The sequence below is a fragment of the Microbacterium sp. K27 genome (genome assembly GCF_004794435.1).
GTDB lineage: Bacteria > Actinomycetota > Actinomycetes > Actinomycetales > Microbacteriaceae > Microbacterium > Microbacterium maritypicum_A.
Window position 1 is genome coordinate 1 of sequence record NZ_SSDK01000032.1, and the last position, 26317, is coordinate 26317.

Annotated in this window: 27 protein-coding genes and 1 tRNA gene; 11 read left to right on the forward strand and 17 right to left on the reverse strand. The window is 67.8% G+C overall.

The annotated features are described in order from the left end of the window. Positions 1–166: 166 nt before the first annotated feature. Both DW307_RS04470 and DW307_RS04475 read right to left on the reverse strand, forming a co-directional pair. A complete protein-coding gene (locus DW307_RS04470; protein ID WP_029258683.1) occupies positions 167–1471 on the reverse strand; it encodes a DUF4032 domain-containing protein in 1305 nt (434 codons plus the stop codon). Positions 1472–1554: 83 nt separating this feature from the next. Next, entirely contained in the window at positions 1555–2658 is a 1104-nt protein-coding gene (locus DW307_RS04475; RefSeq protein ID WP_021199080.1) for an ABC transporter ATP-binding protein, read from the reverse strand. A gap of 229 nt (positions 2659–2887) precedes the next feature. Here DW307_RS04475 and DW307_RS04480 point away from each other — a divergent pair, with 229 nt between their 5' ends. Together DW307_RS04480 and DW307_RS04485 are read left to right on the forward strand one after the other, a co-directional pair. Further along, positions 2888–3838, forward strand: a complete 951-nt coding sequence (locus DW307_RS04480; RefSeq protein ID WP_136024143.1) for a DsbA family protein — start codon at positions 2888–2890, stop codon at positions 3836–3838. Between the two features lie 45 nt (positions 3839–3883). Further along, a tRNA-Thr gene (locus DW307_RS04485) sits at positions 3884–3956 on the forward strand. A 192-nt stretch (positions 3957–4148) separates the two neighbouring features. On the opposite strand, the gene DW307_RS04490 is transcribed toward DW307_RS04485, so the two are convergent. Further along, a complete protein-coding gene (locus DW307_RS04490; RefSeq protein WP_081859764.1) occupies positions 4149–5009 on the reverse strand; it encodes a M15 family metallopeptidase in 861 nt (286 codons plus the stop codon). A gap of 453 nt (positions 5010–5462) precedes the next feature. Between DW307_RS04490 and DW307_RS04495 the strand changes: the two genes are divergently transcribed. Next, positions 5463–5741: a hypothetical protein gene (locus DW307_RS04495; protein ID WP_021199068.1), complete on the forward strand. Its 279-nt coding sequence runs from the start codon at positions 5463–5465 to the stop codon at positions 5739–5741. Positions 5742–5772: 31 nt separating this feature from the next. On the opposite strand, the gene DW307_RS04500 is transcribed toward DW307_RS04495, so the two are convergent. Further along, positions 5773–6111, reverse strand: coding sequence for a DUF7882 family protein (locus DW307_RS04500; RefSeq protein ID WP_029267214.1), 339 nt, complete (start codon positions 6109–6111; stop codon positions 5773–5775). A 238-nt stretch (positions 6112–6349) separates the two neighbouring features. Between DW307_RS04500 and ppk2 the strand changes: the two genes are divergently transcribed. Together ppk2 and DW307_RS04510 are read left to right on the forward strand one after the other, a co-directional pair. Beyond that, positions 6350–7138, forward strand: coding sequence for a polyphosphate kinase 2 (ppk2, locus tag DW307_RS04505; protein ID WP_036331583.1), 789 nt, complete (start codon positions 6350–6352; stop codon positions 7136–7138). Positions 7139–7204: 66 nt separating this feature from the next. Continuing rightward, positions 7205–8158, forward strand: coding sequence for an aldo/keto reductase (locus DW307_RS04510; RefSeq protein WP_029267210.1), 954 nt, complete (start codon positions 7205–7207; stop codon positions 8156–8158). Positions 8159–8168: 10 nt separating this feature from the next. On the opposite strand, the gene DW307_RS04515 is transcribed toward DW307_RS04510, so the two are convergent. The 5 genes from DW307_RS04515 to DW307_RS04535 form a co-directional block, all read right to left on the reverse strand. Continuing rightward, entirely contained in the window at positions 8169–8843 is a 675-nt protein-coding gene (locus tag DW307_RS04515) for a response regulator transcription factor (RefSeq protein ID WP_021199064.1), read from the reverse strand. Beyond that, positions 8840–10114, reverse strand: coding sequence for a sensor histidine kinase (locus tag DW307_RS04520; protein ID WP_021199063.1), 1275 nt, complete (start codon positions 10112–10114; stop codon positions 8840–8842). Before DW307_RS04520 ends, DW307_RS04515 begins: the two co-directional genes overlap by 4 nt. Before the next feature lie 9 nt (positions 10115–10123). Then, entirely contained in the window at positions 10124–10939 is an 816-nt protein-coding gene (locus tag DW307_RS04525; protein ID WP_029267208.1) for a transporter, read from the reverse strand. After that, on the reverse strand, positions 10936–11847 hold the full coding sequence (locus DW307_RS04530; RefSeq protein ID WP_021199061.1) for an ABC transporter ATP-binding protein: 912 nt from the start codon (positions 11845–11847) through the stop codon (positions 10936–10938). Before DW307_RS04530 ends, DW307_RS04525 begins: the two co-directional genes overlap by 4 nt. A gap of 94 nt (positions 11848–11941) precedes the next feature. Further along, positions 11942–12568, reverse strand: coding sequence for an SOS response-associated peptidase family protein (locus tag DW307_RS04535; protein ID WP_029267207.1), 627 nt, complete (start codon positions 12566–12568; stop codon positions 11942–11944). A gap of 101 nt (positions 12569–12669) precedes the next feature. Between DW307_RS04535 and DW307_RS04540 the strand changes: the two genes are divergently transcribed. Then, a complete protein-coding gene (locus tag DW307_RS04540; RefSeq protein ID WP_029258672.1) occupies positions 12670–13581 on the forward strand; it encodes a DMT family transporter in 912 nt (303 codons plus the stop codon). A 4-nt stretch (positions 13582–13585) separates the two neighbouring features. Here DW307_RS04540 and DW307_RS04545 read toward each other — a convergent pair whose 3' ends face one another. Beyond that, positions 13586–14233, reverse strand: a complete 648-nt coding sequence (locus tag DW307_RS04545; RefSeq protein WP_136024146.1) for a nitroreductase family protein — start codon at positions 14231–14233, stop codon at positions 13586–13588. Then, positions 14230–14634, reverse strand: a complete 405-nt coding sequence (gene msrB, locus DW307_RS04550) for a peptide-methionine (R)-S-oxide reductase MsrB (protein WP_029258670.1) — start codon at positions 14632–14634, stop codon at positions 14230–14232. The genes DW307_RS04545 and msrB overlap by 4 nt, the downstream gene beginning before the upstream one ends. 71 nt (positions 14635–14705) lie before the next feature. Here msrB and DW307_RS04555 point away from each other — a divergent pair, with 71 nt between their 5' ends. From DW307_RS04555 to groL, 4 genes are all read left to right on the forward strand, one after another. After that, a complete protein-coding gene (locus DW307_RS04555; RefSeq protein WP_136024148.1) occupies positions 14706–15698 on the forward strand; it encodes a DUF2332 domain-containing protein in 993 nt (330 codons plus the stop codon). 9 nt (positions 15699–15707) lie between these two features. Beyond that, positions 15708–15965, forward strand: coding sequence for a DUF3263 domain-containing protein (locus DW307_RS04560; RefSeq protein WP_021199055.1), 258 nt, complete (start codon positions 15708–15710; stop codon positions 15963–15965). A gap of 81 nt (positions 15966–16046) precedes the next feature. After that, on the forward strand, positions 16047–16625 hold the full coding sequence (locus tag DW307_RS04565) for a LytR C-terminal domain-containing protein (protein WP_021199054.1): 579 nt from the start codon (positions 16047–16049) through the stop codon (positions 16623–16625). Positions 16626–16749: 124 nt separating this feature from the next. Further along, complete coding sequence (groL, locus tag DW307_RS04570; RefSeq protein WP_021199053.1) at positions 16750–18369, forward strand: chaperonin GroEL; 1620 nt, start codon at positions 16750–16752, stop codon at positions 18367–18369. A gap of 66 nt (positions 18370–18435) precedes the next feature. Here groL and DW307_RS04575 read toward each other — a convergent pair whose 3' ends face one another. From DW307_RS04575 to DW307_RS04585, 3 genes are all read right to left on the reverse strand, one after another. Beyond that, positions 18436–18723 carry a WXG100 family type VII secretion target gene (locus DW307_RS04575; RefSeq protein WP_021199052.1) on the reverse strand — a complete coding sequence of 96 codons (288 nt, stop codon included), beginning with the start codon at positions 18721–18723 and terminating at the stop codon, positions 18436–18438. A gap of 141 nt (positions 18724–18864) precedes the next feature. Then, entirely contained in the window at positions 18865–20559 is a 1695-nt protein-coding gene (locus DW307_RS04580) for a sensor histidine kinase (protein ID WP_021199051.1), read from the reverse strand. Between the two features lie 61 nt (positions 20560–20620). Then, complete coding sequence (locus DW307_RS04585) at positions 20621–21313, reverse strand: response regulator transcription factor (RefSeq protein ID WP_021199050.1); 693 nt, start codon at positions 21311–21313, stop codon at positions 20621–20623. Positions 21314–21488: 175 nt separating this feature from the next. Here DW307_RS04585 and DW307_RS04590 point away from each other — a divergent pair, with 175 nt between their 5' ends. Continuing rightward, on the forward strand, positions 21489–22538 hold the full coding sequence (locus DW307_RS04590; protein ID WP_136024149.1) for a CPBP family intramembrane glutamic endopeptidase: 1050 nt from the start codon (positions 21489–21491) through the stop codon (positions 22536–22538). 10 nt (positions 22539–22548) lie between these two features. Here DW307_RS04590 and DW307_RS04595 read toward each other — a convergent pair whose 3' ends face one another. The 3 genes from DW307_RS04595 to DW307_RS04605 are packed head-to-tail and all read right to left on the reverse strand — an operon-like array spanning position 22549 to position 26221. After that, positions 22549–24189 (reverse strand): DNA repair helicase XPB, encoded by a 1641-nt coding sequence (locus DW307_RS04595; RefSeq protein ID WP_021199048.1) that lies wholly within the window; start codon positions 24187–24189, stop codon positions 22549–22551. Positions 24190–24225: 36 nt separating this feature from the next. Continuing rightward, positions 24226–25935, reverse strand: coding sequence for a helicase-associated domain-containing protein (locus DW307_RS04600; protein ID WP_136024151.1), 1710 nt, complete (start codon positions 25933–25935; stop codon positions 24226–24228). Positions 25936–25945: 10 nt separating this feature from the next. After that, positions 25946–26221 (reverse strand): hypothetical protein, encoded by a 276-nt coding sequence (locus DW307_RS04605; protein WP_021200011.1) that lies wholly within the window; start codon positions 26219–26221, stop codon positions 25946–25948. Positions 26222–26317 lie beyond the last annotated feature (96 nt).

Genomic DNA, 26317 nt, shown 5'->3' on the forward strand with positions numbered 1-26317 from the left:
CCCCCCCCCCCCCCCCCCCCCACGCCCGCCGGGCCGCGTCGAGATCACGTGATCTCGCCGAGCGCACGGCTTGCTGGCGTCAACAGGCGGTGCACTCGAAGACAACCCGTGCACTCGACTACCCCCGCACTCGACGACAACCCGTGCGCGGGGAGCGGAGGGGCGGTCAGACCAGGTCGCGCCAGTCGACGTCCTCATCCTCGTCGGCCACCGGGGTCACGCCGGTGATCACCGGAAGGCTCATCGTCTCGGTGGGCGGCCCCATGATGGTGGCTTCGTCGCGCCGGTGGCGCAGCACCTCGTTGATGTAGCTGGTGAGCACCTCGGCGAGTGGGATCGAGCGTCCTTCCGCCTGAGACAGGTACCAGCGGTGTTCCAGCACCTGGTGGAACACCTCAGCCGGCTCGAGCTTGGCGCGCAGCTCGTAGGGGATCGCGCGAACGACGGGCTCGAACACGCGGGTGAGCCACTCGTGCGCGTACATCTCTTCGTCCGCCCATTGCTTGGTCGAGCGCGCGCGGAACTCGTCGAGGTCGTTGAGCAGCCGTCGTGCCTGGTTCTCCTCGACGTCGAGCCCCGTGAGACGGATGAGGCGCCGCTGATGATGCCCGGCGTCCACGACCTTCGGCTGGATCTCGACGACGGTGCCGTCCGCGGTGGTCGACATCGACATCTCATCGATGTCAAATCCGAGGGCGTTGAGCCGTTCCACGCGCTCGGTGATGCGCCACGTCTCGGCGGCGGAGAAGGACTCCTGTGCGGTGAGCTCGGCCCAGAGCGAGCGGTAGGACGACACGATGCCGTCGGCGATCGCGACCGCATCCACCCCGTGCTCGAGGCGTCCGCCGGCGGCGAGGTCCATGATCTCGCCGGCGATGTTCGTGCGAGCGAGGTCGAGATCGTAGGCGCGCTGCCCGTCGGTCAGACCCTCCTCATGGAGCTCTCCGGTCTCCGCGTCGACGAGATAGGCAGCGAAGGCCCCGGCATCACGACGGAAGAGGGTGTTCGACAGGGAGACGTCGCCCCAGTAGAAGCCCACGTTGTGGAGGCGCACGAGCAGCAGTGCGAGCGCGTCTACCAGACGGTTGGCGGTGTCCGGGCGCAGGACGCGCGTGAACAGCGCACGGTACGGCATCGAGAAGCGCAGGTGCGAGGTGACCAGTGCCGCGGGGAGGGGATCGCCATGGGCATCGGTGCGCCCCGCGATCACAGCGACCCGGTCGACGCACGGTACGTCGAGCCGGGCGAGGTTGCCCAGCATGTCGTACTCGCGCTGTGCCATCTCGGCAGTGGTCTCCTTGACGGCGACGACGCGACCCGAGAGGTCGGCGAACCGGACGAGGTGGCGGGAGAGCCCCTTGGGGAGCGAGACGATGTGCTCGGACGGCCACTTGGCGAGCGTGGTGGACCAGGGGAGGGCGAGCAGTCCCGGATCGACCTTGCTGGCGGTGATCCGCAGCGAATCCTGCATGATGCTCCTGGTGAAGTACGAAGAGGAAAAAGAGACGCGGCGCAGGCGACCGAGGTCAGCCTGCGCCGCGTCTGTGGATCCGATCAGGCGGAGACGACCGGCTTGTCGTTCAGACGGTCACCCGACTCGATGTCGAACGCGTGCACGTGGCCGGCCGAGGCGGCGAGTGTGACGGTCTCGCCGGCGTTCGGGTGGTTGCGACCGTCGACGCGAGCGACGAGGTCGGCGCGCTTGCCGTTGATCTCGGTGTGACCGTAGAGGTAGCCGTCGGCGCCGAGCTCTTCGACGAGGTCGACCGTGACCGAGAGGCCCTTGCCGTCGGCGGGGCCGACGACGATGTCCTCCGGACGCACGCCGACCGTCACCTGCGAACCGTTGGCGCGACCGACGGTGTCGCGGTCGAGCGGGACGACCTCGGTGCCGAAGCGGATGCCGCCCTCGGCGAGGTCGGCCGAGAACAGGTTCATCGCGGGCGAGCCGATGAAGCCGGCGACGAAGACGTTGTTCGGCTTCTCGTACAGGTCGCGGGGCGAGCCGACCTGCTGGAGCAGACCGTCCTTGAGGACCGCGATGCGGTCGCCCATGGTCAGCGCCTCGGTCTGGTCATGGGTGACGTAGACCGTGGTGACGCCGAGACGACGCTGCAGCGATGCGATCTGGGTGCGGGTCTGGACGCGGAGCTTGGCGTCGAGGTTCGACAGCGGCTCGTCCATGAGGAACACCTGCGGCTGACGCACGATCGCACGGCCCATGGCGACACGCTGACGCTGACCACCGGAGAGGGCCTTCGGCTTGCGGGTCAGGTAGGGCTCGAGGTCGAGGAGCTTCGCGGCCTCGAGCACGCGTGCGGCGCGCTCTTCCTTGCCGACGCCGGCGATCTTGAGCGCGAAGCCCATGTTCTCGGCGACGGTCATGTGCGGGTACAGGGCGTAGTTCTGGAAGACCATCGCGATGTCGCGGTCCTTCGGCGGGACGTCGGTCACGTCGCGGTCGCCGATGAGGATGCGGCCGGCGTTGACCTCTTCGAGGCCGGCGAGCATGCGCAGAGATGTGGACTTACCGCAACCGGAAGGACCGACGAGGACGAGGAACTCTCCGTCACCGACCTCGAGGTTCAGCTTGTCGACGGCCGGACGGGTTCCACCGGGGTACAGGCGGGTGGCTTCGTCGAAAGTCACAGATGCCATTGTGTTTCTCCTTCACCGGCAGGTACGTGCCGGACGATCCGTAGTGATGAAGCGGTGGGGTGAGCCACCGTGACCCGTCTTTGGGTCGAGATCAGTATGACATGAACGGCTGTACCTGGGTATTTCTCAGCCTCACTGGTTAGCATCGATCTCGGCCGCGCCCAGCGGCGATCGTCGCTCAGCGGCGGTCGGGGCCAACCCGGACCCCCGCAGACTCACAAGAGGAACGATGTCGAGCGACGAAACGCCGAACGTCCCCACACCTCGCAATTCTCGCGAGGCCGTGCGGGAGAAGGCTCAGAAAGTGCACGCCCAGCAGTCGAGGGCGCGCCTCATGCGACGGATCATCATCGGCGCCGTCGCCGTCGCCGTCGTCGCGGTGGGGGCGATCGGCACCGCCGTGACCCTTGCGGTGTCCGCTCAGGTGTCGAAGCCGAAGCTCACCCCGACGGGGATGGAGTCGGATGGCGTCGTCGTCACCGACATCACCGCCGTTGCCGGATCCGATGAGGTCCCCGCGACGCCCTCGGCAGAGCAGACCGATGCGGGCGCCTCGACTGAGCCGACCCCCAGCGCGACCTCCTCCGACAAGGTCGACATCCACGTCTACGTCGACTACCTCTCGCCGGACGCCGGAAAGTTCGAGCGGGCCAATGCGCGTCAGCTCGCCGGTTGGATCGGGGAGGGGGCGGTCACCGTCAGCTACCACCCGGTCGCCTTGCTCACCGCGAGCTCGAACGGCACCAAGTACTCGTTGCGTTCCGCTGCGGCCGCCGCGTGCGTCGCCACGCACTCGCCTGCGCAGTTCTACGCCTTCAATCACGACCTGCTCGACGACCAGCCCGAGGTCGGCAGTGACGGGATGTCAGACGAGGACCTGGCGAATCTGGCAGCCGCCGTCGGCACCGACAACACCAAGGCCGTCCGGTCGTGCATCGAGAACGGTGACTTCGTCGGTTGGGCGAAAGAAGCGACCACGCGCGCACTCGACGGACCGCTCGCCGGCTCGAAAGACCTGATGCTCAACACCGCACCCATGATCGTCGCGAACGGCGAGGCGTACGTCGGTGCGTTCGACGACCCGGCCGAGTTCTCGCAGTTCGTGCTGAGCGTCGCGAGCGATGCCTCCCGTGCGACGCCGTCTCCGACGCCCACGTCGACCACCACGCCCGCCCCGTAGTTCGAACCGGGGTCGATGCCATCGCTAAGCTGGTGGATGGCATCCGCCGACTTGGCGCAATTGGTAGCGCACCGTACTTGTAATACGGGGGTTACGGGTTCGAGTCCCGTAGTCGGCTCAAGAAGTAGCGGTTCGGAAAGCAGAAGACCGCCTCGGTTTCTACTCGAGGTCGGGCATCAGGGCAGCCCAGGTCCGGGAATGGGTAGCATCGAGGATCGAGCGTCCCGGAGGGCGAAGACCCCCACCAAGCCTTGCGGCTGGGCGGGGGCCTTGTGCCGTTCAGGCTGTCGCGCTGAAGAACGCTGCGTTCTTACTCGGGCGCACCGATGTAGCGCGAGAGGTATATGAACGTGTCCCACGTCACGCCGGGAACCGTGGACAGCTCAGGCAGCGCCATAACGTCGGTTGCACCAGCGTTACGAAGGAACGCGATCTGATCGCGGAACGTGTTGTATTCCTGCGGCGTCCCGAAGTTCGTCTTTCCGCCGGGGCGAAGGTGAACCACGATTCCATTCGGTGCTCTTACGATTGCTTCCACTGAATCCTCCATCGTTGTCGTTGTTGGCGTGCCGTTGTAGACACCGTTGAATTCCCAATGCCAGGGTTCGGGACGTGACGTCCCGGGCTCGGCCCAGGCCGGGTGTATGTAGCCGAACTGTCGGGCATTCGACTTGAGCCACAGGTAGATCGGATGGCTGAAGCTCAGCTGCACTCGATTGGTGTCGGCCAGGTCGACGGCGATTGCCCATCCGTGGTTCGAGGTCCCCGGCTCCGCAGCCTTGTCTCCGTACTTCTCCTTCGCACGGACCTGCTCGGCGAGATCTCGGTAGCCGTCATTCACGGTGATGTTGTGCCCAAATTGAGGGCGGAACGCGTTGTTCAGCTGAACGAGCGCGTCCCGTGCGTCTGTCCGCAAGATGCGGACGGTGTCCCAGGGCACGGGAGCCAGGATGTTGACCGGGATGCGCCCGTTCTGGTAGTTGCCCCAATCCGCGAACGCCGGAGCTGCGTGCCCGACGAGTGGTCCGGCGGCCGCGACAATCGCAGCGATCGCAGAGGCGGACAAGAAGGTTCGTCGTGAGACAGGTTTACGGCCGGCGGGTGGTGACGCTGTGACCGTGCGTTCGGCCGCAACGATCCCCGGCGGCGGTGCCTCGAGGGTTGTGTTCATGGAGCCAGGCTATGGCTCAGGCGTCGGCCCGCGCTGTCCCCTTTTCGGCCTACAGACACTCGACCGCGAGCCTCGATAGGTTGAGAGATCCCCACCTGGCTGTCCGAGTTCTCGTGGTCGTTGCAGCACCTGATCCAGGGAACTCCGCCCGGTCGGCAGGGCGGGGCCCCGCGGCGTTTCCGGGGCGAGGACGTGGGGCCGCCGATGTAGCCGGTGCCAGTTGTAGGCGGGCCGGGGATGCTCCTCACGAATGTGATGGGCGGGGGGATCGAGGTGTCGCCGACGTTCCTGATCGGGGCTGCCGAGGGGTACTCGGTCGTAGGTGTTGTCGGACGAAGGGTTCTGCTCCTCGACCCTGGTTTCCACTCATCGCCGCCCTTCGGGGGGAAGGCCTCGCTCACGTGCGTGCGCGGGAGCATCGCGGCGGCCTGTCCCTCGCCCTAGGCTGGTCTGATGCTCCACGGACTGATCCGCCCGCTCGAAGCCCACAGCGTCACCCTCAAAGGCGAAGATCTCGCCGAGGTCCGTGCACAGCTCACCGCTCAGGCGCCTGCGGGATGGGACCTGGTGTCGGCCATGGCGACGATGGAGAAGGCCGGATCGATGCGATCCGTCGAGGGCAAGTTCCTGCGTCGCGACGGCATCCGCGAGATCGAGGGTGACGACATGGCCGCGCTCGAGTCCCAGGTGCCGGAAGGATGGCAGCTGCTCTCCGTGTGGCGAGCGAGCTGACGCGCGTCCGCACGTCGCTCATTCGGAGAGTTCAGTCCAGGTGAGGTGAGTCCGCGTCGCCGGTCGGCGGCGCTTCGACCACTTCCTCGATGAGGCTGATCCCGCCCGTGGAGCTCGCCGACTGCATGAGGTCCTGAATCCATTTCGGGTTGAGCTGAGGGGCCTCTGGCTCGTCGAAGGTGAAGCGCAGCGGGATCGATGGGTGCAGCCAGATGGTCGAACGGCCGGGGGCGTCGCCGTCGGGGTGCCGCCACGACAGGGTGAAGCTCTCATTGCGTCGCAATTTCGTGGCGATGACCACTTTGAGATGTGCGAGTGCGCGGTCCTCGATGTGGATCTCGTCACCGCTGCCGTACTGGATCGTTCCCATGAGTGAACGATAGCCGTGACTTCGACCTCGTCGCGTCTCCGGTGACGGCTGGGTGCGAGAAGTACATTCCGGAGTATCGCGCTACGAGGTGATATGTTACTGAGCGTTGAGTTTCCTGGTGGATTCAACGAGATCACGCCGGGTCGATGACGGCGCAGGTGGCCGACTCCCCGCCGCGGCCACCTGCGCTTTGCCTCATGCGTCGCGCGATCGACAAGCGCCAGGGGAGGGGGAGGCGATGGGCAGCACGTCCGAACTCCCGACGGTCACACGGGCGGCATACGCGCGCGAGAAACGACTGCTGCAGATCGAACTCCTCAAACTCCAGGCGCACATCACGCGCTCGTCGGGACGGGTCCTCATCTTGTTCGAGGGGCGGGATGCGGCGGGCGCGGGCGGTGCGATCGCACGCTTCATGGAGCACCTGAACCCCCGCGGCGCTCGTGTCGTCGCGCTCGACAAACCCAGTGATGTCGAGCGGACGCAGTGGTATTTCCAGCGCTACGTCGCGCATCTGCCGTCGGGCGGTGAGATCGTGCTGATGGATCGCTCCTGGTACAACCGAGCGGGCGTCGAACGCGTGATGGGGTACTGCTCGTCGGCGGAGTACGAGGAGTTCATCCAGACCGCGCCGGAGTTCGAGCGCATGCTCGTCGGTTCGGGCATCCGCCTCATCAAGCTGTGGTTCTCGATTGGCGAGGCGGAACAACGGCGCCGCTTCACCCGTCGCGGCGAGGATCCGCTCAAGCAGTGGAAGCTCAGCCCTACCGACCTCACGAGCGTCGACAGATGGGAGGACTACACCGAGGCAGCGGCGGCCATGTTCTTCCACACGGACACCCCGGCCCTCCCGTGGGTCGTCATCTCGTCGAACGACAAGAGGCGCGCGCGGCTGGAAGCGATGAGATGTGTTCTCGCACGGTTCGACTATCCGGGCAAGGACCCGATGGTCGCCCACGCTCCGGATCCGCGGATCGTGGGCCGCCCCTCGCAGATCCACGACGAGGGGGAGGCATCGCCACCGTGACGTTCATGGAGCGCAACACGGCGTCGTCCGGGAATGCGGGAGGCGGGCTCACCGGTTGCTCTCATCATGACCCGCATCGGTACCAGTGATCTCGACGTCCTTCCGCTCTCGCTCGGCGGCAACGTGTTCGGCTGGACAGCCGACCGTGACACGTCCTTCGCCGTCCTCGACACCTTCGTGGACGGAGGCGGAGACTTCATCGATACCGCCGACTCGTACAGCGCGTGGGTGCCGGGAAACGAAGGAGGAGAGAGTGAGACGATCGTCGGCGAGTGGTTGGCCTCGCGCAAACCTGCGGGTGTGGTCGTCGCGACCAAGGTCAGTCAGCACCCGCAGTTCCGCGGCCTCTCCGCCGCGAATGTCCGCAAGGCCGCCGAGGCCTCGCTGAAGCGCCTGGGCATCGATGAGATCGACCTGTACTACGCGCACTTCGATGACGAGACCGTTCCGCTGGAGGAGACCGTCAGCGCGTTCGGGGGACTCGTCGAAGACGGGCTGGTCCGGCACGTCGCCGTGTCGAACTACTCCGCCGAGCGCATCCGCGAGTGGGTCGAGATCGCCCGTCGACTCGGTGTCGCGCTGCCGGTCGCGGTGCAGCCGCACTACAACCTCGTGCACCGCAACGAGGTCGAGGACACGATCATCCCGGTCGCCGAGGAGTTCGACCTCGGACTCATCCCGTACTACTCCCTGGCCAGCGGCTTCCTCACCGGCAAGTACCGCTCGACGGACGCCGCGGGTCAGGCGTCGCCCCGGGCGCAGGGCGCCGCGAAGTACGCGACCGAAGCGGGCCTGCGGATCATCGACGCGCTCGAGGAGATCGGCGATGCGCACGGCGCTTCGATCGCCGCGACCTCGCTCGCGTGGCTTCGCGCACAACCGACCGTGGTCGCACCGATCGCGAGCGCGCGAACCGTGGAACAGGTTCCCGACCTGCTCGCCGGGGCGCGTCTGGAGCTCTCGGACGATGAGGTGCAGCGGCTCGACCGCGTCTCGGAATGGGCGCCGTCGCGCGCCTGATGAGATCGGGCTAGTCGCCGACGAGCCCGAGCCGATGCGCCAGGATGACCGCGTGGATCCTGTCCCGCGCGCTGAGCTTCGCCAGCACACGACCGACGTGGGTCTTGACCGTGGACTCGCCGACGTACAGACTCTGAGCGATCTCTGCGTTGGTGAGTCCGCGGCCGATCGCGAGGAAGACGTCCCGCTCACGTTCCGTGAGCGATTCGAGAGCAGCGCTCTCCTCTGCGGCCGGAGTCGCGGGCGCTCCGCCGAGCCGAGGCGTCACGTGCTCCAGCAGCGCTCTCGTCACACGCGGGGACAGCACCGCATCCCCGCGGTGGACGGCGCGCACCGCGGAGATCATCTCGTGGCGCTGGGCATCCTTCAACAGGAATCCGCTCGCGCCCGCGCGGATGGCTCCGAACGCGTATTCGTCGAGATCGAAGGTGGTCAGAACGAGCACCTTGGTCTGCGGACGTTCTCGGACGATGGCCTCGGTGGCGGCGATGCCGTCCAGCTCCGGCATCCGGATGTCCATCAGCACCAGGTCGGGAGCGAGCAGCGCGCTCTGCGTGATCGCCGCTTTCCCGTCGCCGGCTTCGCCGATGACGACGATGTCCTCCTCAGACTCCAGCACCATGCGGAAGCCGAGACGGATCAGCTCCTGGTCATCCACCAGCAGCACTCTGATCGCCTGCGTCATGCGTCGTCCTCCATCGTCTGTCGCGGTGCGGCGGGCCTGCTTCCCGATGTGGGAAGCACCGCCCGCAGAATCCATCGTCCTCCATCCGCAGGTGCGGATCGCACCGTCCCATGCACATGGGCGGCACGCTCGGAGAGCCCGCGCACACCGAATCCGTCTGAGCCGATCTCACCCGAGACGCCGTCGTTGACGATCTCGATCACGACCGTGTCGGCCGTGTACTCCAGCCGCACGGTGATGCTCTTCGCGGTCGGGGCGTGGCGCATGGCGTTGGTCACGCCCTCCTGCACGATCCTGCCGATCGCATGCGCGACGGCGGGGGAGACATCGGCCTGCCCGATGACGGTGAGCGTCGCCGGGTAGCCCGCGCGCTGAGCCGTCTCCACGGTGTCACGCGCGGGAACGGGTTGCATCGGCGCCAGCGGCAGCGGCGATTCGTCGTCGCGCAGCACACCGAGCATCGAACGCATCTCGGTGAGAGCGCCTCTGGCGGTGTCCGCGACGGATACCGCAGCCCTCCGGGCCTGTTCCCGATCGGGGGTGGCGGCCGCCCCTTCGGACAGTGCGACGATCACGGTGAGGGAGTGGGAGACGATATCGTGCATCTCCCGTGCGATGCGGGCGCGTTCCGATGCGGCGGCGAGTTGCGCCTGCTGATCGCGCTCGATCAGGAGTTGACGGGATCGGTCGATGATGGCGAGGAGATAGCGCTTGCGGCCGCCCACATTGACCCCGACGAGCGTGCCGATGAGCCCGAGCGCGACGTAGCCGAGGGCGGTATCGATGCCGACCTGGAGCAGGGTCGTGCCGGTCAGCATGAGGATCGTGGTGAGTCCGAGGAACCAAGCGGCACCGATCCCGTAACAGATCCAGGCCAGACGCGCCGATCTGTAGACCGCCACGCCGTAGCAGGCGACGAGCAGGAGGACGATGCCTCCGGACATGCCTGTGAACAGTCCGACGGTCCCCAGGATCACCGCAGCGACGAAGGGACCCAGGGGTGCCCGTCGACGCCAGAGGAGAGTGCTGCATCCGATCGCGACCATCACCAACGTCGCGATGTTGATGGCGATGTATGTGCCCTCCGGGAGCGAGGTGTTGGGGTACGGCGCGGCGGGGGCGAGGGACAGGAACAGGCAGATCAGCGCGAGCAGGATGTCGGCGAACAGCGGATGGCGGGCCCAGAACCGTCGGAACAGGCCCGGGGCGCGCGGAAGCCGCAGCTCCTCGTCCTCGCGGACCGAGTCGCTGCGGCTTCGCGTTCTGCTCACAGGCCGACTTTACGCGTCGCGGGTGCGCAGCACGCCCCACGCGACGGCAGCACCGCCCACGACCCAGCAGGCCAGCGTCAGGAACGCAACCGGAGCGTCGAGTGCGGCACCGGCTCCGGGCATGATCGCACTCCGTGCGGCGGCGTCCGGAAGGTAGGCGGCGGCCTGCAGGACCCATGCCCACGTCTCTCCGGCGAAGGAGAAGAAGTTCGCCACGATCGGCAGGACGAACAGCACACCGACGGTTGCGGCGATGGCGCCCGCACCGGAGCGCAGGACGAATCCGAACGCGACGCCGATGAGCGCGAAGACGGCCATCGACAAGGAAGCCACCACGATCGGAAGCACCGATGCTGTCGGGTCCGACCAGTCGATGCCCTGGTCACGCGGGGCGACGATGAGGGAGACGGCCACCGCGGAGACGACGAAGATCACCAGCGACGAGACGAACAGGAACAGTGCCAGCACCGTCGACTTCGCGGCCAGCACCGAACCGCGAATCGGGTTCGCAGTGAGCGTCGAACGGATCATCCCCGTCGAGTACTCACCGGTGACCGAGATCGCGCCGATGATGCCGGCGAGCAGCATCGTGAACTGGATCGGCATGACCACGGCCTGGATCGGGCTGAAGTCCGGCACATCGACAGCGAGGGCGATGAGCACGGCGATGCCGACCGTGAGGGCGGCGGTGATGCCGATCGACCACCACGTCGAGCGCAGGGTGGCGAGCTTGATCCACTCGCCGCGCAGTGCGCGCATGAACGTCAGCCGACGACCGGTGTCGACGCGTGTCCGCGTGGGAGCGGGAGCCTGTGTCGTGGTCATGAGATCTCCTTGGTGCGGTACTCGACGGAGTCGCCGGTGAGGGCGAGATAGGCGTCTTCGAGTGATCCGGTGGTCGGGGTGAGTTCGTGGAGCGGGATGCCGCGGTCGGCGGCCAGATCGCCGATCCGCGCGGCGGGCAGCCCCACGATGTCGAGCAGATCGGGAGCCGAGCTCACGATCTCCACCTCCGGCCCTCCGACGGCGGCAGCCAGGTCGGCTGGTCTCGGTGTGCGGACCCGCACCGTGTTCCGAGTCCAGGAGCGCACGAGCTCCGCGAGCGGGGCATCCGCGAGCACCCGACCGCGGCCCATCACGATGACGTGGTCGGCGGTCTGCGCCATCTCACTCATCAGGTGGCTCGAGAGCAGCACGGTGCGCCCCTCTGATGCCACGTGACGGACGAACTGGCGCACCCAGCGCACCCCCTCGGGGTCGAGGCCGTTCACCGGCTCGTCGAGGATCAGCGTGTGCGGGTCGCCGAGCAGTGCCGAAGCGATGCCGAGGCGCTGCCCCATTCCGAGCGAGAATCCGCCCGCGCGTTTACGTGCCACCGACCCGATGCCCGCAAGGTCGATGACCTCATCGACTCGGGAGGAGGGGATGCCGTGTGTCGCGGCCATGGCGCGGAGGTGGTTGCGAGCGGTGCGACCGGTGTGCACCGCCTTGGCGTCGAGGAGGACACCGACTTCGGTGAGAGGTGCGCGGAGCTTGCGGTACTCGCGTCCGGCGATGGTGGCACGCCCCGACGTCGGGCGGTCGAGGCCGACGATCATCCGCATGGTGGTCGACTTCCCGGCGCCGTTCGGGCCGAGGAAGCCGGTGACGCTGCCCGGCTTGACCGTGAACGACACGTCGTCGACGGCGGTCTTGTCTCCGAACCTCTTCGTGAGGCCTTCTGCTGTGATCATGGGCACAACGTTACGGAGCGCCCCGGGTGTCGCGCGTCCCCCTCAGGTACACATCTGACGGCGAAGTGTCCGACCCGCGTGGGACATCAGAGGGTCAGGCGCGAGGGCGAGCCTGCACCCGCGCGGCCATCTCGTCTGAAGCGATGACGGCCTCGTCGATGATCTCCCGCGACGCCGGTGCGGTCAGCCAGTCATGGCTCAGGGTGGACGGGACGAGGAGGGGCATCCGGTCGTGCAGGTCGACGAGGTGAGGGGGAGCGGGACGCATCACGATGGAATAGCACGTGAACCACTCGCCGTCGGCCGTGCGGCCGCGCTGCGTGACCGCAGCCATGCCGAACAGAGTGCCGTCGTCGACGATGAACTCGTTCCACTGCCGAGACGGCTTCTGCATCTCGTACCAGCTCGTCGCGGGGACGATCGCTCTCGACTTCGCCCCGCCCGGACGCTCCTGCAGCCGCTCCGAGCGGGTGTTGATCGAGGGGAACTTCGCCGGCTCGCCGTCGACGAGGAACCCCCACCACGCGGGTTCGAGGGTCGGGGCGGTATCTGGCTGCACGATCAGCGGGTTGAGGTTGCGCAGGTTCTTGCCCGTCGGTCGGACGGTCTCGCCGGCGTTCTCCTGCGCCCACACGCGGAGGCCCTCGAGCACCGCATCGTCGGCGGCGGCGAGGAGTTCGGCATCGGTGAATCGGGGATCGAGTCCGTAGCTCGCGCACATGCCGCCAGCGTAGTCCCGGCCTCGGACATTCACGGGCGAGGAGCGGCCGGCGGCTCGGGTAGGGTCGACAGGTGCCAGAGACCCGTCGACTTCCCGCTCCACTGGCCCTCGGAGGAGCGGTCGCGATCGGTGTCATGACGGCGATCCAGGCGCGGATCAACGGGGTGCTCGGTGTGCGCGTCGACGACGGGATCGTCGCCGGCTTCGTCTCGTTCTCCGTAGGACTCGTGGCGCTCGCCGTCGTGATCTCCGCCCTCCCGTCGGCTCGGCGAGGCGTCGCACGCCTGTGGAGCGGCATCCGACACCAGACGATCCCCGTCTGGATGCTGCTCGGGGGAGCGTGTGGCGCACTCACCGTCTCGACCCAAGGTCTCACCGCCGGTGTGCTCGGCGTCTCCCTGTTCACCGTCGGTGTGGTGGCGGGGCAGACCGTTCACGGCCTCGTGCTCGATCGGATCGGATTCGGGCCCGCAGGAGTCGTGGCGGTCACGCCAGGGCGGGTGCTCGGGGGGCTGCTCGCGCTCGCCGCGGTCGGCATCTCGCTCTCCGGCGACGTGCTGGCCACCGCGCCGCTGTGGATGCTGCTGCTCCCGTTCGCCGCGGGTGTCGGGATCGCCTGGCAGGCAGCGACCAACGGGCGCCTGGCCCAGCGGGCGCGTTCGCCCCTCGCCGCCACCCTGATGAGCTTCATCGCCGGCACCGTGGTGCTCGCCCTGGCATCCGGGGTGAGCATCGCGTTCCGCGGCGCACCGGCGGGGCTTCCCACCGAGCCCTGGCTGTACCTCGGAGGGTTCCTGGGCGCCTCCTACATCCTTCTCGGCACGTTCATTGTGGCGCAGACCGGGGTGCTGCTCATGGGCCTGGGGTCGGTGCTCGGGCAATTGGTCACGTCGGTCGTGATCGACCTCATGTGGCCGCCCGCGGCCGGACCAGCGCTCTGGCAGGTGCTCGCGATGGTCGTCGTGGCCGTCGCGTCGGTGGTGGTCGCGGTTCCGTGGCCGCGTCGCCGCTGAGGGGTTACCTCTTCTCGGCCTTCTTCGCCTTCTCCGCTTTCTTGGCCTTCTTCACCTTCTTCACCTTCTTCACCTTCTCGGTGGTCGTCGCCGTCTTCGGGGCATTCTCGGTATTCGCGTGCGGCATGCGCGTGACGAGTGTGCGTGCATCGACGGACTTGCGCCGACCGGGCTTCTTGTCTTCGGGCTTGCCTCCCACATACAGCCAGCCGAGGAGCTCCTCGTTCTCGGCGAGGCCGTGAGCTCTGGCGACCGCCTTCGCGCGCGTGTAGTGGCCGGTGCGCCAGATGACGCCCCACCCCGCTTCGTCGAGGAGCAGGCTCAGCATGTGGGCGACACCGGAGGCGACGGCCTCCTGTTCCCAACGGGGTACCTTCTCGCTCTTCCGGTAACTGGCGACGACGGCGATGAGCAGAGGGGCACGAAGCGGCTTCGACGAGGGCGAGGAGTCGCCCTGGGCCTCGGCGATCGCCGCGCCCAGCACCTCGCGATCCGCGCCGCGGAGTTCGATCAGCCGCCAGGGGCGCAGAGAAGAATGATCGGCCACACGGCCGGCCGCCGAGACCAACGTGAGCAGTTCGTCGCGAGTCGGCGCGGTGTCTTCGACCTTCGACCAGGACTGCCGCGCCAGGACGGCATCGAGGGCGCTCACGAGGCTTCGGGAGTGAAGTTCAGTGCGATCGAGTTCATGCAGTAGCGGTCGCCGGTCGGCGTGCCGAATCCATCGGGGAAGACATGGCCGAGGTGCGATCCGCAGTTGGCGCAGCGCACCTCGGTGCGCACCATCCCGAGGCTGTCGTCCTCGATGAGCTCGACCGCATCGGGGCGGATCGACTCGTAGAAGCTCGGCCATCCGCATCCGGAGTCGAACTTCGTGCCGCTCTTGAAGAGCTCCGCATTGCATGCGCCACAGGTGTACAGGCCCGCCCGCTCCTCATCGAGCAGCTCGCCGGTCCAGGCCCGCTCGGTCGCGGCCTGGCGCAGCACCGCGTACTGCTCTTCGCCGAGCTCCTCGCGCCATTCTTCTTCGGTCTTGTCCACGCTGTACGACATGTGTCCTCCTGAGTCCCGTCCATTCTCCCCCGTGCGACGGGGTATAGGGTGCTCCGGGTCAGAATGGACGCATGACGGATGCCGTGCAGGAACGATACGCACGATTCGCCCGTGACGAGGCCCCCGGCCGCAGCGCGCTGTACGCGGAATGGGCGGCCGGCGTGGCGGCCGATGTCGAGGTGAGGCGCATCCTGCTGCGGATTCCCGAGACACGGAGGCAGCCGCCGCTCGTGTTCGCCGTCACCCGCCTGCTCGGAGCCGAGCTCGCCGGTTATCCGCAGTGGCGGGACTTCGTGCTGCGCAACGCCGACGAGGTGGTGGCGGAATGCGCCCGTCGCAGCTTGCAGACGAACGAACCGCTGCGCCTCGCCGCGCTGCTTCCTGTGCTGGCTGAGATCGAGGGTCCGATCGCGTTGCTCGAGATCGGAGCCTCCGCCGGGCTTTGTCTCTATCCCGACAGGTACTCGTATCGCTTCGTCGATGAAGCGGGTGCGCTCCGCGTCGGGCTCGATCCCGTGGATGGACCGTCGACCGTCGTGCTGGAGAGCCGGGTGACCGGCGCGATGCCCCCGCTGCGGATGCCGCAGGTGGCGTGGCGGGCGGGCATCGATCTGGCGCCGCTCGACGCGGCCGACCCACGTGACCGGGGATGGCTGCGGGGACTCGTGTGGCCGGGTGAGGAGGGACGGGAGCAGCGGATCGATGCTGCGCTCGAGATCGCGGCCTCCGATCCCGCACTGCTCCTCGTCGGAGACGCTCTGGAACGCATCGATGCCCTGGCGGCTGACGCGCCTGGGAATGCCACGCTCGTCATCACCACGCCCGGAGTGCTGGTGCACATCCCGCGAGCGCAGCGGAACGCACTGGTCGCCCGCATAGCCGCGCTGGACGCCCGCTGGATCACGATCGATCCGCCGGGCGCGCTCGACGTCTGGGTGCCGTCGGTGGATGCGGACGGCTGGCCGGGCTTCGTCGTCGCCATCGACGGGAGGGTGCGCGCCGCCGCCGATCCCCTCGGAGGCTGGTGGGAGTGGCGAACGTCTCCCTCGACCGTCGCGTCCTAACCTGGACTCATGCTCGGAGACCTGACGGAGCGCGATCGCGCGATCCTCGCCATCGAGGTCGCCTGGCCGCGGCACGGCTCAGCCAAGGAAGAAGTCATCCGCGCCCAGCTGGGCATGAGTTCGGCCCGCTATTACCAGCTCCTCGGGCGGCTCATCGAGTCGGAAGCCGCTCTGGAGTACGATCCGATGCTGGTGCGGCGGCTGCGCCGCATCCGGGATTCACGCGCCAGGCAGCGCTCGGCTCGCACACCGGGTTTCGTCGGCTGAGAAGAGCCGTCGGCGGCTTCCCGAATCGGGTGTTCCGCGCCGCGGATCGGAATGCCAGGAAGGTGACGCTAGCATCGAGGGGTGTCCAAGCCCTCCCGCGATCGCTTCGATGACGTTCCCCGTTCCTCCGGACGTGTGGGAGCGCATCGCGCCGAAGCTCCGGGGATGAACGGCTGGGTCGTGCTGCTCTGGTCCTTCGTCGCCGCCCTCGTCCTCATCATCGCCGGGATCTTCGGTTCCCTCGTGGTGATGGGGCGCATCTCGCTCTTTCCTGAGGCGGCGTCCACGCCGGTCCCCACTCCGGTCGAGACGGGTGTGGTGGACACCTCGGTCTCCGTGATGATCCTCAACGGCACGCCGGACGAGGGGCTCGACACGCAGATGCGGGACGTCCTCGTCAACAATGGATGGGCGCCGGACATCGTCTTCGCCGGAGACAGCTCGAGTCAGGACTTCGCCACCACCACCGTCTTCTACGTCAACGATGAGGATGAGCTCGCCGCGATCGGATTGGCGAACCTCCTCGGTGGCGCTGCCGTGCAGCAGAGCGACTATTACTCCGGTCAGACGGAGGACGGTCTGAAGCAGTTCACGGTGGTGATCGGCCTCGATCGATCGAGTTCCGCGCCCGAGACGCCCGGGGAGACCCCGGCCCCCTGACCTCCGCGTGCGCCACTCCTCCGGCGGCTTGCACTCGAAGGTGTCGAGTGCCAGAATGGCGTTAGCACTCTCTTACTCTGAGTGCTAAACCCAACGTCTACGTCCAGGAGGGACGAAAAAACTCATGGCAAAGATCATTGCTTTCGATGAGGAGGCCCGCCGCGGCCTCGAGCGCGGCCTGAACATCCTCGCCGACGCGGTCAAGGTCACCCTCGGCCCGCGTGGCCGCAACGTCGTTCTCGAGAAGAAGTGGGGAGCCCCCACGATCACGAACGACGGTGTCTCCATCGCCAAGGAGATCGAGCTGGACGACCCGTACGAGAAGATCGGCGCGGAGCTCGTCAAGGAGGTCGCCAAGAAGACCGACGACGTCGCAGGTGATGGCACCACGACCGCCACGGTCCTCGCTCAGGCTCTGGTCCGCGAGGGTCTGCGCAACGTCGCAGCCGGCGCCGACCCCATCTCGCTCAAGCGCGGCATCGAGAAGGCCGTCGCCGCGATCACCGAGGAGCTGCTCGCCAGCGCCAAGGAGATCGACTCGAAGGAGCAGATCGCTGCCACGGCTTCCATCTCCGCGGCTGACCCCGCGATCGGCGAGCTCATCGCCGAGGCGATCGACAAGGTCGGCAAGGAAGGCGTCGTCACCGTCGAGGAGTCGCAGACGTTCGGTACCGAGCTCGAGCTCACCGAGGGCATGCGCTTCGACAAGGGCTACCTGAACCCGTACTTCGTCACGGACCCGGAGCGCCAGGAGGCTGTCTTCGAGGACCCGTACATCCTCATCGCGAACCAGAAGGTCTCCAACATCAAGGACCTCCTGCCCATCGTCGACAAGGTGATCCAGGACGGCAAGGAGCTCGTCATCATCGCCGAGGACGTCGAGGGCGAGGCTCTCGCGACGCTCGTCCTGAACAAGCTCAAGGGCATCTTCAAGTCGGTCGCCGTCAAGGCTCCCGGCTTCGGCGACCGCCGCAAGGCGCAGCTGCAGGACATCGCGATCCTCACCGGTGGACAGGTCATCACCGAAGAGGTCGGCCTCAAGCTCGAGAACGCCACGCTCGACCTGCTGGGTCGTGCGCGCAAGGTCATCGTCACCAAGGACGAGACCACGATCGTCGAGGGTGCCGGTGAGGCAGACCAGATCGAGGGTCGCGTCACGCAGATCCGTCGCGAGATCGAGAACACCGACAGCGACTACGACCGCGAGAAGCTGCAGGAGCGCCTGGCGAAGCTCGCCGGTGGTGTGGCCGTCATCAAGGCCGGAGCCGCGACCGAGGTCGAGCTCAAGGAGCGCAAGCACCGCATCGAGGACGCTGTCCGCAACGCGAAGGCGGCCGTCGAGGAGGGCATCGTCCCCGGTGGTGGCGTCGCGCTCATCCAGTCCGGAACGAAGGCGCTCGACGCGCTCTCGCTCACGGGTGACGAGGCGACCGGCGCGAACATCGTCCGCGTCGCGATCCAGGCTCCGCTGAAGCAGATCGCGCTGAACGCCGGTCTCGAGGCCGGTGTCGTCGCGAACAAGGTCGCCGAGCTCCCCGCGGGCCAGGGCCTGAACGCGGCTACGGGAGAGTACGTCGACATGTTCGGCGCCGGCATCATCGACCCCGCGAAGGTGACCCGCTCGGCGCTGCAGAACGCAGCCTCGATCGCGGCGCTGTTCCTCACCACCGAGGTCGTCGTCGCTGACAAGCCGGAGAAGGCCGCTGCTCCCATGGGTGACCCGTCGGGTGGCATGGACTTCTGATCCTGCTCTCATGACAGAACGCCCCCGGCTTCGGCCGGGGGCGTTCTGCGTCGATACGCGTGTGCGTCAGCGGAACAGGCTGGCCGAGTACTGATCGGCGTCTGCGTACTGGGTCGCGACCGCGCCGAGCGACGTTCCGATCGATTCGAGCACCTGCTCCACATGGAGCTGCGCGCCCTGCCACTGCTCGGCGCACGTCTGGAAAGCATGGGATGCCGTGCCGGACCACGTCGACTGCAGCTGTCGGAGCTGCGCCATCAGAGTCGCGGACTCGCCCTGCAAGCGCTCGATCGTTGCGCGGGTGGCGCCGTGGGCCGCGTAGACGGCCTCGGTGTCGACGGTGAAGACAGACATGGGAACTCCTTCTCGTAGGGGTTCCGAGGCTAAGCGAGCGTCGGCGTCCGTATCCTCTCCGGGTCGCTGTCATCCCGTGCGCTGTGAGCAACGGGGCAGCCGGGCAGGCGGTGCAGAGAGCGCCCGGCGTCGGAACGGCCGCTACGGCAGGTCGAGTCGATCCAGAGGCTGCGTGTCTTCGAGGAGATGCGCAGGCGTGGCGCGCGCCGGTGCGAGCGGGAGAGTCACAGTGAACGTCGCACCCCCACCCGGAGTCTCCGATACATCGACGCCGCCGTGGAGCGCTTTCAGGATCGACGCGACGATCGCGAGTCCGAGGCCGGAGCCTCCGGTCTCCCGCGCGCGGGAGGTGTCGGCACGCCAGAAGCGTTCGAAGATCTGCTCCCGGATCTGCGGCGGGATGCCCTCGCCGTGATCGACGATCGCGATGCTCGCGGTGCCGGCCGCCCGGTCGGAGTCGACCACGATCTCGATCGGCCCGTCCTCGGGGGAGAAGCGGCGCGCATTGCCCAGGAGATTCGTGACGACCTGGCGGACCTTGTTCTCTTCGCCGAGCACGATCGGCGGGGTGCGCACGGGCAGATCGGGAACTTCGGTGAAGTCGATCGCGGGAGTCTGGTCCGGCTGCCGAGGGCGTCGGCGAAGACGCGAGAGCGTGGCTCGGGAGAGGCCTCGCGGCGTCGGCGGCTGCGGTGGTTGGAGAGGTGGGATCTCGTGCAAAGGTACCGCGGTCTTGCTGTCCGCGGTGCGGTCGATCACCGTCACGGTCCGGCCGGGGGCCGCGGCACGCAGATCGAGCGCTGCATCCCGCGCGATCGGCCGTAGGTCGAGGGGGACGATCTCCGGTTCGCGCTCCTCGTCGAGCCGGGCGAGAGCGAGGAGGTCCTCCACCAGGACCCCCATCCTGATCGCTTCCTTCTCGATGCGCTCCATGGCCCGCGCCGTGTCCTCCTCGCCCTTGATCGCGCCCATGCGGTAGAGCTCCGCGTAGCCGCGCACGCTCACCAGGGGGGTGCGCAGCTCGTGGCTCGCATCGCCGATGAAGCGCCGCATGTGCTGCACGGTGCGGTCCCGCTGTGCGAGCGAGCGATCGACCCGGTCGAGCATCGTGTTGATGGCGGTGTTCAGCCGGCCGACCTCGGTGGTCGGCTCGAGGTCGGTCAGCCGCTGCCGGAAGTCGCCGGCCGCGATCGACATGGCGGTGGCCTCGACCTGACCGAGCCTGCGGAACGTGAGTGTCACGAGCCCGCGCGTCAGCAGCGCGGCGATCAGGATCGTGATCAGGGCGATCGAGATGTAGATGCCGAAGTACTGGCTGATGATGCGATCGGCGGGTGCGAGAGGAAGAGCGACCAACTGGATGCGCAGGACACCGCCTTCCGAGGGGACGACGGCGACCGCCGCGTGGAACAGCTCGCCTTCGGCTCCCGTCATCTCGAGCGGGATCTGATCCGTGTTGGCGGTCGCCTTCGCGAGCGAGTACTGCGAGGGGAAGAGAGGCGCCTGGCCTGAAGTGCCTCGTGCCGTGGCGCGGAGTTCACCCGTCGCATCGTAGATCGCGAAGGAGAAGTCTCGAGGCTGCTCATCGCGCGGGCTGTAGGTGGTGACGCCGTCGACCGTCACCGTGTCGAAGTAGCGGTCGACGAGATCGCTCGAGACCAGGGCGGGCAACTGGGCATCGATGTTCGCGACCAGGGCGTTGCGCAGGATCGGCACCGTGCCGATACCCGCGACGAGCAGCCCGAGCGCCAGCACCGCCACCGTGACGCCGGTGACCTTGGCCCGAAGGCTGATGCGCCGCCACCAGCCGGTGACCGCATCGGGCTTGTGCGCCATGCGGTCCTCCCCGGTGCGGCGACTGCGCCGCGAGGCGGCGTCGTTGGTGGTGCGGTGGTCGTCAGACCGTCTTGCCGACCTTCAGCATGTAGCCGAAGCCGCGCTTGGTCTGGATGAGCGACTCCTCGGTGTGCGGGTCGATCTTGCGACGCAGGTAGGAGATGTAACTCTCGACGATGCCGGCGTCACCGTTGAAGTCGTACTCCCACACGTGGTCGAGGATCTGCGCCTTCGACAGCACGCGGTTGGGGTTGAGCATCAGGTAGCGCAGCAGCTTGAACTCGGTCGGGCTCAGCTCGATCGGTTCCTTGCCGACATGAACGTCGTGCGTGTCCTGGTCCATGGACAGCTCGCCGGCGCGGATGATCGACTCCTCGTCGGCCTGCATCGTACGGCGGAGGATGGCCTGAGCCCTGGCGACGATCTCGTCGAGGCTGAAGGGCTTGGTGACGTAGTCGTCGCCACCCGCGTTGAGTCCCTCGATCTTGTCCTCGGTGCCGTCCTTCGCCGTGAGGAACAGGATGGGCGCCGTGAATCCCGCACCGCGGAGGCGCTTGGTCACGCTGAACCCGTTCATGTCGGGCAGCATGACGTCCAGGATGATGAGGTCGGGTTCCTCTTCGAGGACGGCCGAGATCGTGGCGGCGCCGTTGGCGACCGTCTTCACCTGGAATCCGGCGAAGCTGAGACCCGTGGAGAGCAGGTCGCGGATGTTGGGTTCGTCGTCGACGACCAGGATGCGCGGAGCAGTCATGTCCCCATTATGGTGACTTCGGCCATGGGGATGCTGACTATTGTGCGGAACGGCGTGGAGTCGCCCCTTCGGGAAGCGTGCGCACGCATCCTCCGATGCTGCGTGCACAGTCCGTAGGAGCGAGATCGTCCCGGGGGTGGATGCGCCGCACAGGTGCACGGGGGAGGATCGATGCATGAGCTGGAACGAGGACGTCACCGTCGCCCCCGGAAGCCCTGAAGCCCCCGGAAGCCCCGTCACCCTGCCGGACGCGCCTGATGTCGATCAGGTCGCCTATCATCGGCTGGCGCATCTGCGTCCGCGGTATCGCTGGTGGCGCATGCTGCTGACCGGACTCGTCGGCATCGCCCTCTACGTCGCGATCCTCGTGATCGTGATCGTGCCGTTGGCCATCGTGTCGATGTTCGTCCCCGGGTGGGGTGTCGAATCGCAGACGCTCCTCACCACCTCGCAGTTCTTCGACCTCGACCGGCCGTGGCTGCTCGTCGCACTGGTGCTGCCGCTGATCCTGATGATCCCCGCACTGCTGCTGGCCTCGCGCCTGGTGGAGGGTCGCGGTGTGGGGCTGCTGTCATCGGTCACCGGACGGCTGCGGATGGGGTGGCTCGGAAAGAGCCTGTTGCTGGCGCTCGCCGTGTTCGCCGTCTACTTCGTTGCGGTGCTGGGTTGGTCGGCCCTGAGCGGCGATGCGGTCGTCGCGGACTTCTCCCACCCGGGGCTCTGGACGATGGTGCTGCTCGTGCTGCTGCTCATCCCTTTTCAAGCCGCCGCGGAGGAGTACGTGTTCCGCGGATACCTGATGCAGTTGGTCGGGAGCTGGCTCCGTCATCCCGCCTTCGCGATCCTGCTGCCCGTGCCGCTGTTCGTGCTCGGTCACGGCTACGACATCTGGGGTGCGGCGAGCGTGGGCATGTTCGCGATCGTCGCCGCCTGGCTGACCTGGCGTACGGGGGGACTCGAAGCCGCGATCTCCCTGCACATCGTCAACAACGTGCTCATCTTCCTGCTCGGATCCGTCACGCTGGTCGATGCCAACGCGACTTCGGGGACCGCCGTCGACCTGCTCGCCTCGGCACTGGCCATGGTCGTCTACGCCCTGCTCGCCGACCGCTGGGCTGCAAGGCTCGGGATCGCACGCACGGCCCGGGCCGCATCAGCGCCGGCCGGAGTGCTCGGAACCCATCGACTGGGCGGCGTACTGCACGGCCGCACCACCGGAGCATGATCTCCCGAGGTCAGGCGGCGATCGCGTCCGAGTCCATGATCGTGTAGCTGTAGCCCTGCTCGGCCAGGAAGCGCTGACGGTTCTGGGCGTAGTCCTGGTCGATGGTGTCGCGGGCCACGAGGGTGTAGAAACTCGCGGTGTGGCCCGACTGCTTCGGGCGCAGCAGGCGGCCCAGACGCTGGGCTTCCTCCTGACGCGATCCGAACGACCCGGACACCTGGATCGCGACGGAAGCCTCGGGGAGGTCGATCGAGAAGTTCGCCACCTTCGACACCACGAGCAGCGAGATGTCGCCTTCACGGAACGCACGGTAGAGCTCTTCGCGCTCGTCGACCGGGGTCGCGCCGGTGATCTGCGGGGCGTTCAGGGCCTCGGAGAGCGACTCGAGCTGATCGAGGTACTGCCCGATCACGAGGATGCGTTCGCCCTCGTGCTTCGCGATGAGCTCGCGCACGGCCTGGACCTTCGCCGGGGCGGACGCCGCGAGACGATACCGCTCATCGTCGGTCGCCGCGGCGTACTCGAGCCGGTCGTCCGGCGGCAGATCGACGCGCACCTCGTAGCAGGCGGCGGGGGAGATGAAGCCCTGCGCTTCGATCTGCTTCCAGGGGGCGTCGAAGCGCTTCGGGCCGATCAGGCTGAAGACGTCGCCCTCGCGACCGTCCTCGCGCACGAGGGTGGCGGTGAGGCCGATGCGGCGGCGCGCCTGCAGGTCGGCGGTCAGCTTGAAAACCGGCGCGGGGAGCAGGTGGACCTCGTCGTACACGATGAGCCCCCAGTCGAGCGCGTCGAGCAACGCCAGGTGGGCGTACTCGCCTTTGCGCTTCGCGGTGAGGATCTGGTAGGTCGCGATGGTGACGGGCTTGACCTCTTTCGCCTGGCCCGAGTACTCGCCGATCTCCTCGGGGGTCAGACTGGTGCGCTTGAGCAGTTCGTCGCGCCACTGCCGCGCCGACACCGTGTTCGTGACGAGGATCAGCGTCGTCGTCTTGGTCGCGGCCATCGCGCCGGCGCCCACGATCGTCTTGCCGGCACCACAGGGCAGCACGACCACGCCCGATCCGTCCTTCGCGAAGGCGTCGACGGCATCCTGCTGGTAGGGACGGATGTGCCAGCCGTCCTCGGCGAGGTCGATGTCGTGCGGGGTGCCCGGGGTGTACCCGGCGAGGTCTTCGGCGGGCCAGCCGATCTTCAACAGCTCCTGTTTGATCTGCCCGCGCGCCCAGGCATCGACGACGAACGTCTCCGGTGTCGGGTGCCCGATGAGCAGCGGCTGGATGCGCTTGTTGTTCGCGACCTGCGCCAGCACCGCGGGGTCGGAGGAGCGCAGGATGAGCGTTCCCTCCTCATCGCGTTCGATGACCAGACGCCCGTAACGGTTGACGGTCTCGCGCAGATCGACGGAAACCGAGGGGGGCACCGGGAAGCGCGACCAGCGGTCCAGAGTCTCGAGCATGTCCTCGGCGGTGTGCCCTGCGGCGCGGGCGTTCCACAGACCCAGACGCGTGATCCGGTACGTGTGGATGTGCTCGGGAGCCCGTTCCAGTTCGGCGAAGATCGCCAGTTCATGCCGGGCGCTCTCGGCATCGGCATGGGCGACTTCGAGCAGCACGGTGCGATCGCTCTGGACGATCAGGGGGCCATCAGACATAGCTCACCAGTTTAGCGGTCGTGCGGGGTGCGAGGCCTATGACGCGACGATCGTCGCTGTGAGGATGCTCGACACGGGAAGTGTCCGTTCGACATCGGCTGCACGGTCGCGCCCGCGGAGTCGGCCACCGCCCATCCCGGTCGCTTCCAGGAGGAGCTGTCGGGTGGACCCGTCCGGCATCCCCACCGTGACTTCGAGGACCGACTTCGCCCGCACGGCCGCTTCGAGCTCGCGGTCGAGCCACGCGGCGTCGGCATCGGGCCCCTGGTGGGACCGGAGCCGCGTGATCAGCGGCATGAGGTCTGTGGAGTCTCCGCTCGGAGCGGGGGCAGGGGGAGCGGGGTGGCGCTCCCGCACCAGGAGGGATCCGTCGGGGCCGACGAGCGTCGCGGGGTACCGCGCGTCCGTGAGAGCCCAGTACACCGTGTCGCGTCCGACGCGTGTGGTCAGGGAATCGAGATGCGCCGACAGGGCCAGCGGACGCAGCGACTGGTCCACCGCCATCGCCTGGATGAGGTGAGCGTCGGAGCTCTCGATCCGCGTGCGGCCGGTCTCGTCGTCCGTCGAGACGCGGACCAGTCCGTGACGCTGCGCTGTCTGCGCGATCAGGTAGCCGAGGGGCTGCGGGATTCCCGTGAGGGAGACGGAGGTGAGGAAATCGAGGATCGACGCCTCGGTCTCGCCGGCGACGAACGCGTGCGCCACGGACTCGGAGGTGAAACGGTACGACGACGCCTGGGCCGCGGACTCACGGGCGGCGATCGTGCGCAGCCGCACATCCAGCGCCGGCTGCAGCGGACCCGGTGCGATCGCGGTCAGGTCGTTCTGCAGGAAGATGCGATCGACCTCGGCCGGCAGCAGTCGCGCGAGAGCCTCGGCCTCCGCGTCGCCTCCGCGTCGCAGGCTCACCGCCCATGCGGGTTCGGTGCCGTCTTCGGCGATCAGGCCGAGGAGCGCGGCCGCATCCTGCAGGACGTGCGCACGCTCGGCCCAGGTGGGATCCCAGGGGTGGGCGAACGGCCAGGCCTCCGGAGGAACCCATCCGCCGCCTGCGGAACGGACACCACGGGGAAGGGCGTCCCGGAACGCGGTGACCAAGACAGCCCATCGGTCCGCTGCCGACGAACGCAGCCATTCCTCTGCGGACTGGCTCGATCGCAGCCGCCGGTCCGCGGACACGGCGAGCCCGGCCTGGAGGGCGATCGCGGCGAGGGTGTCGACGATCTCGGTGGGGACGCCGGCCTCCGCCAGTTGGCGCTTCTCACCCGCGCTGACGCCACCGCCGGTGAGGAGGGCGAAGGGGCTATCCCTCGCGATCAGGAGCAGGTCGGCGAGGACGGCCACTGTCGTGAAGGCGCGCTCGGCCGCGTGCGCCGCTGCGGTCTCCGAGGACGGAGACGCCGGTGCCGCGGCGGGCGGGAGGGGGATCGAGCGCCCGGCGATCGCGGTCACGACCGGTGGATAGGGGGTGCCGTCCGGGCGGAGCAGTGCGAGCGCCGTCAGCTGTTCCCGGTCCTGCCCGGCTTCGCCGCCGGACGCGGCGTCGAGCAACGCGCGCGCTTCGGATGCCGTGAGCGCGGGCAGGACACGCGACAGCGACGCCGGATCGAGCAGTGCCTCGGCGGCGTCGAAGAAGTCGTGCCACGGGGCGTCGGCGCGCACGGCCCGTGCCGCGAAGAGGCGGAGGAGGTCTTCGTCGCGCGCCGCCGCCAGCCAATCGGCCAGCGGTCGCGCGTGGGTGCTCATGGGCGTGGCCTCAGGAACGCGACGACGCGCGGCCCTTCCGGATGAAGCTCATCGTCAGGAGCGTGATGATCATGAGGAACGCCACCGGCAGTCCCCAATAGGGGATCGCGGCGATCACGGGCCAGATACCCTCGCCGAATGCGGCCTGCCCCATCCCGAGCGCCGTGCCGATGATGATCGCGAAGAAGCACACCACCGACGCTGCGGCGATTCCGAGCGCGGTGAACGCCAGGATGCGATCCAGCCGGCGGATGGGAACCTCCGGTTCCGAGTTCTGCGTGCTCATCCGCATCAGCCTACTCGCACTGAGGCTTCTGCTCTGCGCGCGCCGCGACCGGTAGGCTGGGGACACGCGCACGAGCGCGTCCACTGTTCTGCATAT

Coding starts and splice junctions, on each gene's coding strand:
- DW307_RS04470 (WP_029258683.1), bottom strand. CDS start 1,471: ATGCAGGATTCGCTGCGGATCACCGCCAGCAAGGTCGATCCGGGACTG.
- DW307_RS04475 (WP_021199080.1), bottom strand. CDS start 2,658: ATGGCATCTGTGACTTTCGACGAAGCCACCCGCCTGTACCCCGGTGGA.
- DW307_RS04480 (WP_136024143.1), top strand. CDS start 2,888: ATGTCGAGCGACGAAACGCCGAACGTCCCCACACCTCGCAATTCTCGC.
- DW307_RS04490 (WP_081859764.1), bottom strand. CDS start 5,009: ATGAACACAACCCTCGAGGCACCGCCGCCGGGGATCGTTGCGGCCGAA.
- DW307_RS04495 (WP_021199068.1), top strand. CDS start 5,463: ATGCTCCACGGACTGATCCGCCCGCTCGAAGCCCACAGCGTCACCCTC.
- DW307_RS04500 (WP_029267214.1), bottom strand. CDS start 6,111: ATGGGAACGATCCAGTACGGCAGCGGTGACGAGATCCACATCGAGGAC.
- ppk2 (WP_036331583.1), top strand. CDS start 6,350: ATGGGCAGCACGTCCGAACTCCCGACGGTCACACGGGCGGCATACGCG.
- DW307_RS04510 (WP_029267210.1), top strand. CDS start 7,205: ATGACCCGCATCGGTACCAGTGATCTCGACGTCCTTCCGCTCTCGCTC.
- DW307_RS04515 (WP_021199064.1), bottom strand. CDS start 8,843: ATGACGCAGGCGATCAGAGTGCTGCTGGTGGATGACCAGGAGCTGATC.
- DW307_RS04525 (WP_029267208.1), bottom strand. CDS start 10,939: ATGACCACGACACAGGCTCCCGCTCCCACGCGGACACGCGTCGACACC.
- DW307_RS04530 (WP_021199061.1), bottom strand. CDS start 11,847: ATGATCACAGCAGAAGGCCTCACGAAGAGGTTCGGAGACAAGACCGCC.
- DW307_RS04535 (WP_029267207.1), bottom strand. CDS start 12,568: ATGTGCGCGAGCTACGGACTCGATCCCCGATTCACCGATGCCGAACTC.
- msrB (WP_029258670.1), bottom strand. CDS start 14,634: ATGTCGTACAGCGTGGACAAGACCGAAGAAGAATGGCGCGAGGAGCTC.
- DW307_RS04555 (WP_136024148.1), top strand. CDS start 14,706: ATGACGGATGCCGTGCAGGAACGATACGCACGATTCGCCCGTGACGAG.
- DW307_RS04560 (WP_021199055.1), top strand. CDS start 15,708: ATGCTCGGAGACCTGACGGAGCGCGATCGCGCGATCCTCGCCATCGAG.
- groL (WP_021199053.1), top strand. CDS start 16,750: ATGGCAAAGATCATTGCTTTCGATGAGGAGGCCCGCCGCGGCCTCGAG.
- DW307_RS04575 (WP_021199052.1), bottom strand. CDS start 18,723: ATGTCTGTCTTCACCGTCGACACCGAGGCCGTCTACGCGGCCCACGGC.
- DW307_RS04580 (WP_021199051.1), bottom strand. CDS start 20,559: ATGGCGCACAAGCCCGATGCGGTCACCGGCTGGTGGCGGCGCATCAGC.
- DW307_RS04585 (WP_021199050.1), bottom strand. CDS start 21,313: ATGACTGCTCCGCGCATCCTGGTCGTCGACGACGAACCCAACATCCGC.
- DW307_RS04590 (WP_136024149.1), top strand. CDS start 21,489: ATGAGCTGGAACGAGGACGTCACCGTCGCCCCCGGAAGCCCTGAAGCC.
- DW307_RS04595 (WP_021199048.1), bottom strand. CDS start 24,189: ATGTCTGATGGCCCCCTGATCGTCCAGAGCGATCGCACCGTGCTGCTC.
- DW307_RS04600 (WP_136024151.1), bottom strand. CDS start 25,935: ATGAGCACCCACGCGCGACCGCTGGCCGATTGGCTGGCGGCGGCGCGC.
- DW307_RS04605 (WP_021200011.1), bottom strand. CDS start 26,221: ATGAGCACGCAGAACTCGGAACCGGAGGTTCCCATCCGCCGGCTGGAT.